The following is a 15,157-nucleotide window of genomic DNA, read 5'->3' as shown; positions in this document are numbered from 1 at the left end:
TTCTCACCCTAAATTAATTGCTCTTCTTACTTATAATCAGTTAGTGGCAAAAAACTGAAAACATTACACCTGCAATGGAATTATTTTTAAATGAGCTACTTGCCACCGGCAATATCGATAAATGTGCCGGTAACATACGAGGCCTCAGCAGATAAAAGCCAAGCAATACTATTGGCGACTTCTGCTGCAGTGCCACCACGCTTTAACGGGATTTGTGGACTTAAGCGTTTTACCCGATTTGGTTCTCCGCCATCAGCATGCATATCGGTATCAATAAAACCTGGACGCACAGCATTTACGCGAATATTACGCTCTGCTAACTCTAACGATAAACCCTTGGTAAGCGAGTCCATCGCACCTTTAGAAGCGGCATAATCTATATACTCGTTCGGTGCGCCTATTCTGGATGCTGCTGATGAAACATTAACAATGGCGCCGCCGTTTGGCATTTGTTTTATTGCTTCTCGACAGCAGAGAAAGCAGCTAGTGACATTGGTGATTAATACTTTGTTAAAACGTTCAACAGATAAATCAGCCAAAGTGGATTGAGTAAATAAAATGCCGGCATTATTGACTAAATGTGTTACAGCGCCGTATTGATCATTGATTGCTTGAAAGAGTTTAATCACCTCGTTTTCTTGTGATACATCAGCAGCAAAAGCGAACGCACTTCCTCCCTGGCGTTTAATATCTGCAACCACTTGCTGCGCGCTGTCGGCTTTAGTGCGGTAATTAACACAAACTTTATATTCTTGCATTGCGAGTAGTTTTGCCGTGGCAGCGCCTATGCCTCGCCCAGCGCCTGTGACTAATGCGACTTTATTCATTGACTCATCCATTGAAAATATGAAGCGTTAGCGTATGCGAGATTTAAGCTATTTTCTAGAACTAGTTACTTCGTTGAAAATTGCCAAGTTTGAGGTAAGTCACATTTTGTGCAGAAATGTACAGTATTACAAGGTATTTCCTTGCGCTTATTGTTTAAGCGGTTAAGAATTAGCTAAGAGAAAATTACACTGTGCTGCTAAGTAACCAAGTTGCTTGGTGGTAATGTTAGCGATTATTTTAAGGTAATGGTGATGAAAAAATATTTGAGTTTTTGTTTACTGCTGTGGACAATAATTGGCTGGTCTAATATGGCTAATGCACAGGAGCAAACCTCTGATAAACCCGATAGAAAAATTACCGTACAGGTTAATATTTCCCCTGAATTAATGCCAAATGATGCTGACGATTGGGTGCTGTATGTTTATGCCTCTAAACCGGGCGCACGTTTACCGTTAGCGAACTTCAAAGGGAAATTGTCACAGTTACCCAGCAAGATTGAATTGCATCAAAGTATGTATTTATTACCGCATTTAACCTTACAACAAGCGGAAAATGTGGTGATTGTTGCTAAAGCGACGAAAAGTAAAAATCCACATCAGAAAAGCCCTGACGATATTATTGGTTATTCAACGCCGGTTAATTTCGAAAGCGGGCCACATCAGTCAGTGACTATGATTATTGATCAACACGACAAAGCCCTACCTAAAAAGTAGCTATGATCGATTAGCGAGGTCAAATGTAAAGCCTTGCTAATCAATAGGTTGGCAAAAATATAAATCTTAATTCTGTTCTTAACCCTCTTTTTAACCTCGTTTTAACGCCTCACTCGCTACACTTTCGTCATATTTTTAATTATGGGGCGAATTGTGAAGTTTTCACCAGTATTTATTATCTCGCTAAGCTTTTGTTTTATTAGTGCATGTTCAACATTTGAAGATGTAACTTTTGATCAACAAGCAAGCAAGCAACTAAAAGATTTAGCACAAACCAGTATTGACGTTAGCAATGAACCACAAGCTATCGCTTTATCTGAGCTACTTGCTATCGATGAAGCCAATGCCTTAATTGCCAGTGCCATGGCAAATAACCCAAGCTTACAACAAACTTTGCTGACCTTAAAAACTGCAGAGCAACAATTAACGGTTACTTCATCGTCGCAATGGCCAAGTATTTCAGCAGGTTTAAATGCCAATAAAGCTGAAGCAAGTACGGCAAACTACAGCGCTAGTGTTGACGTTGCCTGGACCCTTGATATTTGGCAGCAACTTGCCAACGCTAGCAGTGCTGAGCAAGCAAACGTTGCTGCCAGTGCTTATGCCTATCAAGGTGCGAAAGACTTATTAGCAGCTAACGTTATGCAAGCCTATTTAGGTTTAGTACAAACGAGTCAGCTAATCGCCATAGAGTCGGCGCGCGTTAGCGCTTATCAAACCAATGAACAAGTGATTGTTGACCGCTATCGCAAAGGGCTAATCGAATTAAATGAGCTCGATACCGCCAAATCGTCAACACAAAGTAGCCAAGCAATACTGGTTGATTATCAGGCGCAATATCAACAAGCGTTAAGAAATATCGTGCTATTAACGGGCGTGACTGAAAATTCACTCAGTTATCGTAAAGTTTATCCTGAAGTGATGATGCCACTTGATAATGTTGCAGAGCAAAACTTAGGCCGACGTCCTGATTTACAGCAGGCTTATCAAAATATTATTGCCAGCCAGTATCAACATAAAGTGGCGTACAAAGCATTACTTCCGAGTTTGTCGTTAACAGGCTCTATTACTAATAGTGACGCTAACTTACATGACGCACTTTTTGGCAGTAATGCTTGGCAATTACTCGGGCAATTATCAGCACCAATTTTTAATGCTGGGAAGTTGACTAGCGAAGTAGAAATCGCAAAATTTTCCGCTGAAAAAAGCTATTGGAATTTCCAAGAAAAGTTACTTTCAGCCGTTAATGAAGTTGATAACGCCGTTGCTCAAGAACAAGCTGTTAGCAAAAGATTAGTGCTGACTGAATCAGCGCTAGCGAGCGCCAAGCGTAGTGAGCAAACGTATACCTCACGCTATCGCCAAGGCACAGTGTCGTTAATCGACCTACTACAAATTCAACAACAAACATTTTCATTACAAGCACAAGTTACGCAATTAACTTACGAGTTATTAAACAACCGCATTACCTTAGGGCTTGCGTTAGGCTTAGGAGTATAGGTATGCCAATTATCAATAAAAAATCACTTGCTACTGTGGCGGGATTAAGCAGTATTTTTCTCGCCATTACTATCAATGGTGCCTTGTCTGCCAATCAGCAAAAAACACCGCCGCCAAAAGTAGCACCACAATATCCAGTGGTGTCGGTCACGGCAGTTGCTGCTATTAGTCAACGTGCTGAAGTGACCGCCTATGGTGAAGTTAAATCGCGAAATCAATTAGCACTAACCTCACAAGTGAGTGGTCAAATTACCTATTTGTCAGATCAATTTCTCACTGGTAACACCTTTAAAAAAGGTGAATTGTTGGCAGAAATTGAACCTATTGTTTATCAACAAGCATTGGCAAATGCACAAGCGAATTTGGCGGATGCTGAATTAGCCTTAGCACAAGAACAGCTTAATAGTCGCCAAGCGGAGGAAGAGTGGCAACAATCAGGTTTAGCTGACGAGCAAGCTTCAGACTTAGTACTGCGCAAACCACAATTAGCGGCAGCAAAAGCCAAATATGCAATGTCAGTTAAAGAAGTGGCAAAGGCGGAATATGATTTAGCACAAACCAAATTGCGAGCACCATTTGATGCCTTAGTGGTTTCTAAAAAAGTACAAGTGGGCAGTAATGTGCAAACGGGCACCACTTTAGCTGACTTATATGATATTTCATTATTTGAAGTGGCTTTGCCGTTATCCGCACAGCAATGGCAATTATTGCAGAATACAAAAAATGACTCGCAGCAACTAACGACTATAGAAGTTCAATTAACTGATGAATCAACACAGCAACAATGGCAAGCATTGGTAGACCGAGTTGAACAGCATATTGATGCGCAAAGTCGTCAACGTTCATTGGTTGCCGTTGTTAAACAGCCTATTGCATTAGATAAACCGTTATTTCCAGGCTCATTTGTCAAAGCCAGCATTCATGGCCAACAACTTGAGCAATTGTGGCAATTACCCGCCTCGGCATTGGTTGACAGTAATACGGTTTGGCAGGTAAATGATGACGGCTTACTCGATTATTTATCGATAAACGTGATGTTCTCACAAAACAATGCTGTTTATGTTCAGCCAATTGATAAAAGCGTTGCAAGTGAAGCTGTTAATATTGTTAATCGCCCGTTAGCTAGCTACTTAAAAAATATGAAAGTTGAAGCGAAAGTAGAGGAGTTATTGTAATGACACCTGCACACCACCAACGGGGTATTATCGCTTGGTTTGCTGGTAATTCAGTTGCGGCAAACTTATTGATGCTATCAATCATCTTTCTTGGCTTAATGTCGTTTAATCAATTGCGTAAAGAGGCATTTCCGCCGTGGGCGACTGACTCTATTCGCATTTCGATGACTTATGATAGCGGCGATGCCAAGCTTTCTGAGGAAGGCATTGCGATAAAAATTGAAGAAGCACTAGCAACAGTACAAGGCATTAAACGTGTTACTTCGACTTCAAATGCCAATGGCAGTAATGTCACGGTTGAAGCAACTTCTAGCTATGATCTTGATATTTTATTGCGTGATGTAAAAGCCAAAGTAGATGCTATTTACAATTTTCCTGCCGCGGCGGAAAAGCCAAGCATAGAGAAAATGACGCAATTGAATCACGCTTATTCAATTAAAATTTTTGGCGATAGTGATCGCACCGCATTGCAAGCCATTGCGGAACGCTTAAAAGTTGATTTACTCGCGCAGCCTTCCATTTCAAATGTGTCGATAAAAGGCAAAGCTGAGCCGATGATGTCGATCGAGCTTGATGAGCAAAAGCTACAAGCTTATAACTTATCGTTTTCAGATGTTGCAGATGTAGTTAATAGTGAATCATCTACTGCTATTTCGACCAGTTTACGTAATGCCGACAAAGTTGTGCGTTTAAAGGTGGCTGAACAAGCGTACCAACAAAAAGAATTCGCCAATATTCCCTTAGTTACTTTGGCAGATGGTAGCCAAATTCGCTTAGGTGATGTGGCAAAAATTAATGATGATTTCGCTGATGATGTTTTTGTCGTTGGTCGTTATAACGGTCAACCCGGCATTGGTGTGGAAATTAACGTTGATGACAACGGCGATGTATTAAAGATTGTTGAGCAGGCTAATAATATTGTCAGCAAATGGCAAGAAAGCGCTTTGTTACCACAAAATGTTGTTATGGAAACATGGAACGATGGCGGCACTTTAATTCGCGATCGTTTAGCGTTGTTAGTTAAAAATGCCTTGTCAGGTATTGCGCTAGTTTTTATCGTTTTAGCCATATTTCTAAACTTACGTGTTGCGTTTTGGGTAACGGCGGGCTTACCTTTTATTTTCTGTGGCACCTTGTTCTTTATGACCGACAGCTTTACCGGTATGACCATTAATGAAATGACCACGTTTGGTTTTATTCTCGCGCTCGGTATTGTTGTTGATGATGCCGTGGTGGTCGGCGAAAGTATTTACGCAACGCGAAAAGCGCAGGGCGACTCGATTAAAAGTACCGTTGTTGGTGCTCAAAAAGTTGCCGTACCTACCATATTTGGTGTGTTAACTACTGTGGCGACCTTTATTGCGCTGGCCAATGTTGAAGGCGGTATGGGGCAAGTTTACTCACAATTCGCCGTTATCGTCACGATTTGTTTATTGTTATCTGTAGTGGAATCAAAGTTAATTCTACCGTCACATTTGGCACATTTAGATACGCATAGGAAAACAGGCACAGCGGGTTGGAAAAGTATTTGGCCACGTATTCAAGATGCTGCCGATAATGGTTTGCAGTGGTTTAGCGATAAAGTTTATCAACCAGCAATTAAATGGGCGGTAAATTATCGCTATGGTGTGCTATGTGGTTTTATTGCTATTTTCATTTTAGTGATAGGCATGCCAACTAACGGTGGTGTGCGTGTGGCATTCTTCCCTGATATTCCAGGTAGTGTAATTGAAGCCAGTATTTCAATGCAAAATGATGCGAGCTTTGGTCAAACCAATAAAAACTTAAATACGCTTGAGCTTGCGGCGCAAAGCACAGATCAAGAGCTGATGGCAAAATATGGCCAGCAAGGTACGGGCATTGATACCATTGAAGTGATTGGTGAAAGTGATTTAGCAGGCTCAATTGTTGTTGAGCTTGATGAAGGCGCACCTTATGGCTTAAATGAATTTGCGCGTATTTGGAAAGCGCAGGTAAAAATGCCAGAAGGGGTGAGAAAGTTAGATATTCGCTCAGGCTTTGGTGGTGGTGATAACTTTAAAGTTGAACTGAAAGCGTGGAATACTGACACCATTCGTGCTGCAGGGCAGGAAATAAAATCGGCGATATCGCAAGTGGCGGGTGTTAGTGGTATTGATGATAATTTTGATTCAGGCCAAGCACAATTACGTTTTGAATTAAACGAACAAGGTTTAGCGTTAGGGCTGACTACACAAGCGTTATCTCGTCAGGTGCTACAAGCCTTTGGTGGTGAAATAGTGCAAAGTTATCAACGTGGTAAAGACGAAGTGAAGGTCAGAATTCGTTATCCGGAAAAACAACGTCAAACCGTTGATGATGTTATGAAAGCCAATGTTAGATTAACTGATGGTCAAGTGGTGCCGTTGGCGTTGGTTGCAAGGGTTACTTCTGAATATCAACAAAATGATATTACCCGTATTTCTGGCTTGCCGGCGGTATATGTTAGTGCGCAAGTTGATAAAGATATTATTTCTTCTAATGAATTAGTGCTTGAGTTAGAAAAAGAGCTTATTCCTCGTTTAGAAAATAAGTATCCAGATCTAGCCATTCATTTTGCTGGTGAAGCAGAAGAGCAAGCAGAAACCACAGATTCAATGACACGCTTATTCATTATGGCCATGGCAGCAATTTATATTTTATTGGCCATTCCTTTGCGTTCATATGTGCAACCAGTGATTATTATGATGGCGATCCCATTTGGCTTAGTGGGGGCAATTTTAGGTCACTGGTTAAATGATATGGTACTGAGTGTTTTATCTTTTAATGGTATTGTTGCCTTAAGTGGTGTGGTGGTAAATGACAGCTTACTACTTGTGTCTCGCTTTAATGCGTTGAAGCAACAAAAAGCGAAAGTGTCTGAAGCGATTATTGAGGCTTGTACCGGACGTTTACGCGCCGTATTGTTAACCTCAATCACCACTTATGCGGGTTTAATGCCGTTATTAAGTGAAACATCAACGCAGGCTCAGTTTATTATTCCAGCAGCAGCGTCATTAGGCTATGGTATTTTATTTGCAACTTTAATTACCCTGTTATTGGTGCCGTCATTACTCATGATGCATCAAGATGCAATAAACTTAATCGACCGCTTAAAGCAGAAATTCACTGCAAAACGTCGAGAGGAATTGATGCATGAGCATTAGTGTTTTACTAGTAGAAGATGATATCGATTTGGCGGCTACGGTTGTAGATTATTTAGAAATTGAAGGTATTCGCTGCGATCATGCAGCGAATGGTATTCAAGGTTTATCGCTAATCGAAGCCAATGATTATCAAGTTATTTTACTGGATTTGAATTTACCAAAACTTGATGGCTTAACGGTTTGCCAAAAAGTTAGAGAAAATAGTGATGACACGCCAATTTTAATGCTCACTGCCCGTGACTCACTCGGTGATAAAGTCGCGGGTTTTGATGCTGGCACGGATGACTATTTAGTAAAACCTTTTGAAATTGAGGAACTTTTAATTCGTGTCATTGCCTTATCTAAACGCCGCAGCGGTCAAGCAAGTACCTTAAATATTGATGAGCTAACACTAGCGTTAAAAGCACGTAGCGCCACTTATGCAGGGGACACCATTAAGCTAACGCCGATCACGTTTAAGTTACTTGAAAAACTGATGCGTGAAGCGGGAAAACCTGTGTCTCGTGCGGTACTCATGCAAGCTGTGTGGGGTGATGAACAACCTGATAGCAACAGCTTAAAGGTGCATATTCATCACCTTAGAAAGCAACTTGAGAAAGTTGAGGCTAATTTGGTTATTGAAACTGAAACCGGTTTTGGTTTTGTCTTACGGGAAAAAGCAGTTTAGGAACTAAATCGATAACATGAGTATTCGAACCTATATATTTACATTATTAACCAGCTTAGTATTGCTGATTTCTGCCATTTTATCCTATCAAAGTGGTCGATTGTTTCTTAGTGCTTTTGATTTATCTATTGGCGCCGCTATGCGAGATATTGGGCAGGTTTATCCGCAAGGTGATCTTGAAGAGCAAACCATACTCGACTTTCATGTTACCACCAATTGGCAAAAAGTACCTAAGCCTGTCAGAGATCGCTTTCCTGTTATTCCTAGTGAGCACAATGTTCATCATTCAATTTTTGAAGATTGGATTTATATTGCACCACCGGGTCGAGCATATTCTTTACTCGTGACAGAGCGCAATAATCAGCAAATATTCGTTTCAAAATATAACGAGCATATAAGGGAAGAATTAGCGACCGACAAGCATGCGCCTAACTTTTTAGTCGATCCTATGGTGGTTGTGGTACTCATGGGGCTAGCAGGAATTGTTTTATTTATTTTGGCGCTATTATTTGTCTTTAAAAAAATAGCGGTGCCGATGGAGTCGTTGCAAGCCTGGAGTAAGCAACTAACGTTAACGGATCTAGATAAAGCTAAGCCTGACTTTAGGTTTAAAGAGCTGAATGAATTAGCGAACCTGATTCACGGTAATTTAGCGTCGGTAGCGGAGTCGGTTCAACGTGAGCAAGCGTTTTTAAGTTATGCTAGCCATGAACTTAGAACGCCGATTGCGGTATTAAGAAGTAATGCAGCCTTATTGGAAAAAGTGAACCCGAATCCTGTCGCAAAAGAGCGCGATATTCGTGATCGTATTCAGCGTGCCAGTCTCACCATGAAGTCAATGACAGAAACCTTGCTTTGGCTGAGCCGCGACGGTGATATTGATATGCCGATTGAGACGCTGAGTTTGGGAGAGTTAATGCAAAATTGCCAAGCTGAGTTGCGATATTTATTGGCAGGAAAGGCTGTGGAAGTGAATATTTGCACTGACCAAAGTCAGGTCGCTATTGCAAAAGTACCTACCATAATAGTGCTGAATAACCTTGTTAGAAATGCCTTCCAGCACACGCAAAGTGGCCATGTTGATATTTTACAACGCGGTAATGAGGTGATCATTAACAATGTTGAGCATGACTCGACAGCACTCGATGCGAGCGAAGATGAATTAGGGTTTGGTTTAGGTATGCAGCTTGTTGAAAAACTCACTACGCAATTTAATTGGCCGTTTACCGTTAGCCAAGGTAAAAGCGGTTATCATGTCACCATCATTTTTGAAAATCGTTAAGCACTAAATTCAGGTATCGATAATCAGGTAATAGCTGATTATCGATACCCAATACTTATCATAAATACTTATTTATAAGTAAAAGTCACCTTATCCATCTCAGCAACAAATCCTTGATTTGACGGTGTGAAGGTAACTCGCTGGGTTTTAGCAATGGCATTGTTAAGAATGATTTCTACATCACCTACCATTACTGTTTTGCCATTTTCAAAGGAGGCATGGCTTGATTTAGTTGAAAGGTTGCCATCGGCAAAAGCAATTCTGACATTGCCTGAGTAAATATGATGTTTACTGTCTTTTGATATTTGTTGTGTATTGGCAGTGATTTCCATTTCATGTGCCGACGTAAAACCTGATATTGCGCTTGATAAAACAATAGTAACTAGCGTTAATTGTTTAAATAATTTCATCTCGATTCCCTACCTAGATTCATTAAATACTGCTTAAGCTCAATGACACCATACTAAAATTTTCCATAAAGTGAAGTATTTATTTTAACCGTCATAATTAATTCATCTTTTGGATGGTGGAAATTAATGTACTTGATTTTAGTGACAAGGCTTAGTGCGTATTGGCATTAAAGCCAATTCTAAAGCCGCCCCAATGCTTACCATTAACAATAATAGGTGCAGATACATCATGCATTATTTCGCCAGTATCACGTTTATAAGTTTGTAAAAGAAACTTGTTAGTGTGCTGACCACAACGAATGCCGGTACTGTCATTAAACATGCGTTTAGTCCGATTATTAACTGCGTCTTTTGCGGAATCACCGGTTAAAGGCTGAGAGAAGCGGCGATTATGGGTTGGGAAATAGCCATTAATATCAACGGCTCCGGCATAGACAAATTCGGGGTTCTGCTCTAGCAATGGTTCTTGAATTGCTGGGAGAAACGTATCGGTAAAGCTATCAAAACCACTGTGATATTTTTGCGGCGCTGTGTTGGCAATTGCTTGGTAATCGAAGTCAAACAGTGCCTGTTCGCTAATTTCCTTAGCGGTAATTTTATCTTGAAATAAGCTTGCGACTTGTTGAGCCGAGGTTTGTGCTTGCTGACAAAATTTTTCGATTACTGAGTCGGTATTAAATTCAGCCAGCTCAATGAAAATAGACTCAGTACTATGGCAGAGTTCCGCTGCTTTATCAGAAACCTGATGCGTTTCTTGGCTTTTTTCAAGCAAAAAGTCATGTAGGTTTGTGATGGCAGTAGAAATTTCATTGCTGGTGACATTATGCTCTTGCAGCGCCGTACTTATATGGTTGCTGGCGTCAGATGACTCTGCCATTTGCTGGTTGATATCACTCAATGAACTTGCCAATGAGCCCATTCCACTGACGATACTATGGCTTTGTTCGACAACTTGCGCCATAACGTTTGTTGTTTGCAGGGTTTCATCGTTAATTTGATTGAGCATAGTGCCAATTTGCTCCGTCGCTTCCGCTGTTTTCGATGCTAACGCTCGTACTTCGTCTGCAACAACGGCGAAACCTCGGCCTTGCTCACCCGCACGGGCAGCCTCAATGGCGGCATTTAAGGCTAGCAAGTTAGTTTGACCTGAAATTCCATCAATCACATTGGTAATGTTTTGAATCTCAGCCGCTTTTTGTGACAGTGATTTTATTTTCTCTGCCGCCTTTATCACATCGGCATTTAACTGGTTTATTACCTCAACATTGTCATTAAGTTGCTGTGAACCGCTAGATGTGGCGCTCATTGCTTGGCTTGATTGCTGAGATGCGATGGCCGCATTTTCGTTCATCACTTGAATGCTTATTGACATTTGCTGGGCGGCACTGGCTAGTCGATCAACATCTTCACTAGATAATTCGATAGCGTTACTAAGCTGCTCAAGAAAAAAGCCAACTTCAGCAGAATTGATCGCGAGCTCACTGGCTTTATCGTCGATATTTTTACCTGCCGCGGCGGTTTTATTCACCTGATTTTTTAAAGCATCAGTTACTGGTAGGTCATCGGCAATGTCCAGTCTTAAGGTTTGAACCAATAGTTGGCGTTGAATTTTTTGCTTGTGACGCACGGCGAAATTAATACTGATTAAGCAAATAAAGAAGTTCGCGACAAAAATTAAGAATATCGACCAAGTATTACTTGCTGTTATTTTCATTAAGACAATAAGCAGCAAAGCTATGAATGTAGCGGTAAGGAATGCTAACAACACTGTGATCTGACGAGATGTGAACATAATTTACCACCGCACGGACTTTTAGTTACTATCTTTATCGTTGTTTTACGGTAATCAGTGTCAGTGAAATTGGCAATCCTACTTTAGTCTGAGTAGGGAGTAGCAGAGCGTCGTGGCGCAATGGCAATGCTATGCAGAACAATTAATGATTGAATTTACCTTGTTTAAGGTAGTGAATGACTTGCTCAATCACGGCTTCATTACGCATCATAAAAACATGGGTGGTTGGCATTTCAATATGATCATTCATACCATCGACTTTGGTACTTTCAACCGAAACTTTACCGTCGTCTGTATCGGGAATTAGTGACGACAAGATTAAGTTAATACTTTGCGTGCCGGCGATAATACCGACATCAAAATTAGCTTTGCCAAGCTGATTTGGTAAACTCAATGCTCCTGTGCCCAATTGCATACCAGCTTCGCCATTAACGAAACTAAAGCCAGGTAAATGGCTTAACTTATCAACAATTTCGGTGCCTTTGTTGGGCGGGCCAAGCATCACCACTTTATTCAGATTTTCGATACTATGATTATGAAGAAATTGTCTGACTAATATGCCGCCCATGGAATGGGTAACAAAGCTAACTGGCAAACCTTCACAATGTGATAAGGCGTCTGTAATGGTTTGCTCTGCAAGTTCTTCAATTGAGTAAGCCCGAGAGGGGTAGTCGATATTCAGCACACGATAACCTTCGTTAGTTAATCGTTGGGCTATTTTATCCATAGAATGTGCAGAGCGCGCTAAACCATGCAGTAAAATTACGCATTCAGTTGCTGATGTGGTCATAATTCATCCCCATATTAGCTATTAAAGTATACTTTTCGGCACAATGCGACGAAGTTTTACTTTTAATCGTTTCATAAAACTTTCTTCGCTGTCAGGGTTCCAATCTAAGGTAATGGCCCAAGCATTTTCCGGCTGCATTTCTTCTAACATACCTTGCTTAACTTCTTGGGCAATTTTCTTTGAAGGAATAATGACAAAGTTTTCGGTATTAAGATTAGCGCTGCGTGGGTCAACATTATAGGTACCAATCACACTGGTATGGTCATCAATCACCATTGATTTCGCATGCAAACCAAAAATGGGGGCTTGCTGCAATTGCTTATGCATTACTTCCGACATGATCTTTTGGCGAATTTTCGCGTCCGGCTTAAATTCAAAAATTTGTACGCCGGTTTTTAGTAATGCTTTTCGGTCACGTTGATAACCGCTAAATGCTTCAAGGTTGTCATTCGAGGCCAAGCTGTTAGTTAATATTTTAACATCTATACCTTTGTCCACTACCGCTTTTAGAATTTTTCGCGTCGCTTTAGTTGTGATTAAATAAGGGGTTTGAATAACGACATTGTTCCGAGCACTTTGCAATAGCGTGACTAATTTTTCGGTTGATAAGCCACCACCGGCCAAAAATTTATTGGCATTGTTTTTACCCGGCATATCCGAAATATATTCTACGTTTTCTAACCACTGTAATTGCTGCTTTTGTTGAATATCAGCAATGGCGACGGGCATTTCATTAATTTTTTTTCTAACCGAAGGCACGAAGTTTTCTGGATTACAGGCATATTGGTGCAATGGATTAAAGTCAGGAACATAGTTTTCAGCTTTTTTCGATTTTACTAAATCGGCAATATCAACACTTAACTTACTTTGCCAAAATTGATTGAATGAGGTTTGAATTTCGCTAGTAATGCCGCCAACTAGCAGCACATCTCGGTCACGGAAATTGAATTGATGATCATAACCAAAGTATTCATCTGCGACATTGCGACCACCAGTGATTGATACTTTGCCATCAACGGTAAAGGTTTTGTTATGCATACGTTGATTTAATTGATGAAAATCAGTGGTTAAGTTGATGACCTTATCGAAAATGTTTTTACCTATATTGGCCATTGGGTTATAAATTTTAATCTCGATATTTTCATGTGCGGTAAGGGTAAGTAATTCATCGCCACTGGCTTCAACCATAATGTCGTCAACTAGTACTCGTACTTTTACGCCACGTTCAGCGGCTTTTACCAAATAATCAGTCGCGATTAAGCCAATGTTGTCGGTTGAGAAAATGAAATATTGCACATCAATGGTGTGCTCTGCATGCTCAGTTAACCAAGCACGAGATAACATAGCTTCAATGCCTTGTTCGAGTACATAAACGCCGGTTTTATTTTGCATTTTATTGCTAACAGGAGCTAAATACTCCGACAGCATAGCGTCGTTAGTTTCAGGAATAGCAGCACAATAGTCGGTTGTCGACTCTGCAATTCTAACGGTTTGAGCGCTGCAAGCGAAAAGTGTACAACTAAGTAACAAACTTAGTAGGGCTTTGCTAATCGTTGGCATTGTTCGAGTTAAAACTTTATGGTTATTTTGCAATGATACATTCCTTATAAAACACACGAAGACGTTTTTAATTATTCCAAGTTTAGCTTTTAACTCGCCTAAGCTTTTGAAAGTGCGGTAATTCCCATGGTCGCATCGCCAATAGTAACCCAATATGCTGACGGTTTTCTAATGGTAATGCTGCATCTTCCTGATTCAGCTGCGCGACTTCTTTTTTCAGCTGATTTAACTTGCGTTTAATTATGTCGATAGAGGTTTGGCTGTAAGTGCCGCGAATATAGAACCTAAAGCTATTATCTTCGGTAAAAGGTGTTGCAAGAAAAGTCGCAATGCCGTCTTTAGTCATGAACTTTTCAAGTGGCCCGTGTGGTATCCACTGAAAATCTTGAGCAATTAACACTTTATATTGGTTGTTTGGCAATAGCTCAATCATTTTCAAACGATCTAACTTTGCCAATAGTTGAATACATTCAAATTGGTCAATTTCATAATGTTGAATAATTTCATCAAACGACCAACCATCGCGCACACAGGCGGCTACCAATATCAGTTTAACGTCGCTTACTAACTCTAATTCTTGTTCTGGTGTCAGTTGGCTGAGTTTCTTTTTTTGCTGTTCTACCAAAACAAATAAGTCTGATAAATTGATATTCAGCACGGTACAAATCTCTTCTAATCTAGCCAGACTGAATTGTTTTAATGACAACATGCGTTTTACATTGGCTTCGCTCATCGCTAAGCGCTTTGCCAGGGTTTTATAGGTAATATGCTGCTGTTTTAGCAAAGCTTTTAAAGTTGCACAAACATCATCTAATTGACTCAAAGTATTAAATTCCTATACCTTTGGTATTGATAGTTAATACATTAACTCTTTAGGTTTATTTATACAAACCGTTAGGCATACTCAATATCGTTTTTAACACTTATTAAGGAAGTTCAGATGAAAACACGTAATCTTGTTTTAACAATGGTATTAACAGTAACGAGTATGCAGTCTTTCGCTAATAGTGGCGCATCAGAAAACGGCAGTGCGGCAAGTAAACATTCGGCATTAGCAGCTTCACATGGTACGGCGGCAAGCGCTAAAGTTGGTAGTGCTGTAGTAGCAATACCGTTAGTAGTTGCTGGCTCAGTTGGTAATGCTTCACAGCAGTTAGGTACTAAGTTAATGGAAAATGCTATTGCAGACGGGCCACTAGAGATAACCGAAAAAACCATTACGGTTATCCCTTCTCCTAAACAAATGATGAGTATTTCTAACATTGAGGAGTTATAA

Annotated in this window: 13 protein-coding genes; 7 read left to right on the top strand and 6 right to left on the bottom strand. The window is 40.4% G+C overall.

All coding sequences use genetic code 11. The features are described 5' to 3' along the window. Positions 1–95 precede the first annotated feature (95 nt). A complete protein-coding gene (locus AC27JP_RS17735) occupies positions 96–827 on the bottom strand; it encodes an SDR family oxidoreductase (RefSeq protein ID WP_487117262.1) in 732 nt (243 codons plus the stop codon). Between the two features lie 252 nt (positions 828–1,079). Between AC27JP_RS17735 and AC27JP_RS17730 the strand changes: the two genes are divergently transcribed. The 6 genes from AC27JP_RS17730 to AC27JP_RS17705 all read left to right on the top strand — a co-directional run bounded on the left by AC27JP_RS17730 (position 1,080) and on the right by AC27JP_RS17705 (position 9,329). Beyond that, positions 1,080–1,541, top strand: a complete 462-nt coding sequence (locus tag AC27JP_RS17730) for a c-type cytochrome biogenesis protein CcmI/CycH (RefSeq protein WP_487117261.1) — start codon at positions 1,080–1,082, stop codon at positions 1,539–1,541. A 153-nt stretch (positions 1,542–1,694) separates the two neighbouring features. Beyond that, positions 1,695–3,041 (top strand): TolC family protein, encoded by a 1,347-nt coding sequence (locus AC27JP_RS17725; protein ID WP_487117260.1) that lies wholly within the window; start codon positions 1,695–1,697, stop codon positions 3,039–3,041. 2 nt (positions 3,042–3,043) lie between these two features. After that, positions 3,044–4,216: an efflux RND transporter periplasmic adaptor subunit gene (locus tag AC27JP_RS17720; RefSeq protein ID WP_487117259.1), complete on the top strand. Its 1,173-nt coding sequence runs from the start codon at positions 3,044–3,046 to the stop codon at positions 4,214–4,216. Continuing rightward, entirely contained in the window at positions 4,216–7,380 is a 3,165-nt protein-coding gene (locus AC27JP_RS17715) for an efflux RND transporter permease subunit (RefSeq protein ID WP_487117258.1), read from the top strand. Before AC27JP_RS17720 ends, AC27JP_RS17715 begins: the two co-directional genes overlap by 1 nt. Beyond that, complete coding sequence (locus AC27JP_RS17710) at positions 7,370–8,047, top strand: response regulator transcription factor (RefSeq protein WP_487117257.1); 678 nt, start codon at positions 7,370–7,372, stop codon at positions 8,045–8,047. Before AC27JP_RS17715 ends, AC27JP_RS17710 begins: the two co-directional genes overlap by 11 nt. A 16-nt stretch (positions 8,048–8,063) precedes the next feature. Next, positions 8,064–9,329 carry a sensor histidine kinase gene (locus AC27JP_RS17705; protein WP_487117256.1) on the top strand — a complete coding sequence of 422 codons (1,266 nt, stop codon included), beginning with the start codon at positions 8,064–8,066 and terminating at the stop codon, positions 9,327–9,329. A 68-nt stretch (positions 9,330–9,397) separates the two neighbouring features. On the opposite strand, the gene AC27JP_RS17700 is transcribed toward AC27JP_RS17705, so the two are convergent. From AC27JP_RS17700 to AC27JP_RS17680, 5 genes are all read right to left on the bottom strand, one after another. Continuing rightward, the gene (locus AC27JP_RS17700; protein WP_487117255.1) at positions 9,398–9,739 is read right to left on the bottom strand and encodes a hypothetical protein; all 342 of its coding nucleotides are present in this window, start codon (positions 9,737–9,739) and stop codon (positions 9,398–9,400) included. 151 nt (positions 9,740–9,890) lie between these two features. Next, a complete protein-coding gene (locus AC27JP_RS17695) occupies positions 9,891–11,531 on the bottom strand; it encodes a methyl-accepting chemotaxis protein (RefSeq protein ID WP_487117254.1) in 1,641 nt (546 codons plus the stop codon). 142 nt (positions 11,532–11,673) lie between these two features. Beyond that, a complete protein-coding gene (locus AC27JP_RS17690; protein WP_487117253.1) occupies positions 11,674–12,321 on the bottom strand; it encodes an esterase/lipase family protein in 648 nt (215 codons plus the stop codon). A 21-nt stretch (positions 12,322–12,342) separates the two neighbouring features. After that, on the bottom strand, positions 12,343–13,914 hold the full coding sequence (locus AC27JP_RS17685) for a phospholipase D family protein (RefSeq protein WP_487117252.1): 1,572 nt from the start codon (positions 13,912–13,914) through the stop codon (positions 12,343–12,345). A gap of 49 nt (positions 13,915–13,963) precedes the next feature. Continuing rightward, positions 13,964–14,704, bottom strand: a complete 741-nt coding sequence (locus AC27JP_RS17680; protein ID WP_487117251.1) for a helix-turn-helix domain-containing protein — start codon at positions 14,702–14,704, stop codon at positions 13,964–13,966. A gap of 117 nt (positions 14,705–14,821) precedes the next feature. Between AC27JP_RS17680 and AC27JP_RS17675 the strand changes: the two genes are divergently transcribed. Next, on the top strand, positions 14,822–15,157 hold the full coding sequence (locus tag AC27JP_RS17675) for a hypothetical protein (protein ID WP_487117250.1): 336 nt from the start codon (positions 14,822–14,824) through the stop codon (positions 15,155–15,157).

The sequence above is a fragment of the Colwellia sp. SU-HH01172 genome (assembly GCF_057553355.1).
Note: the sequence above shows the minus strand (reverse complement) of the source record. Positions and strands in the feature narration are given on the sequence as shown.

Coding starts and splice junctions, on each gene's coding strand:
- AC27JP_RS17700 (WP_487117255.1), bottom strand. CDS start 9,739: ATGAAATTATTTAAACAATTAACGCTAGTTACTATTGTTTTATCAAGC.
- AC27JP_RS17675 (WP_487117250.1), top strand. CDS start 14,822: ATGAAAACACGTAATCTTGTTTTAACAATGGTATTAACAGTAACGAGT.
- AC27JP_RS17710 (WP_487117257.1), top strand. CDS start 7,370: ATGAGCATTAGTGTTTTACTAGTAGAAGATGATATCGATTTGGCGGCT.
- AC27JP_RS17735 (WP_487117262.1), bottom strand. CDS start 827: ATGAATAAAGTCGCATTAGTCACAGGCGCTGGGCGAGGCATAGGCGCT.
- AC27JP_RS17730 (WP_487117261.1), top strand. CDS start 1,080: ATGAAAAAATATTTGAGTTTTTGTTTACTGCTGTGGACAATAATTGGC.
- AC27JP_RS17720 (WP_487117259.1), top strand. CDS start 3,044: ATGCCAATTATCAATAAAAAATCACTTGCTACTGTGGCGGGATTAAGC.
- AC27JP_RS17695 (WP_487117254.1), bottom strand. CDS start 11,531: ATGTTCACATCTCGTCAGATCACAGTGTTGTTAGCATTCCTTACCGCT.
- AC27JP_RS17705 (WP_487117256.1), top strand. CDS start 8,064: ATGAGTATTCGAACCTATATATTTACATTATTAACCAGCTTAGTATTG.
- AC27JP_RS17715 (WP_487117258.1), top strand. CDS start 4,216: ATGACACCTGCACACCACCAACGGGGTATTATCGCTTGGTTTGCTGGT.
- AC27JP_RS17690 (WP_487117253.1), bottom strand. CDS start 12,321: ATGACCACATCAGCAACTGAATGCGTAATTTTACTGCATGGTTTAGCG.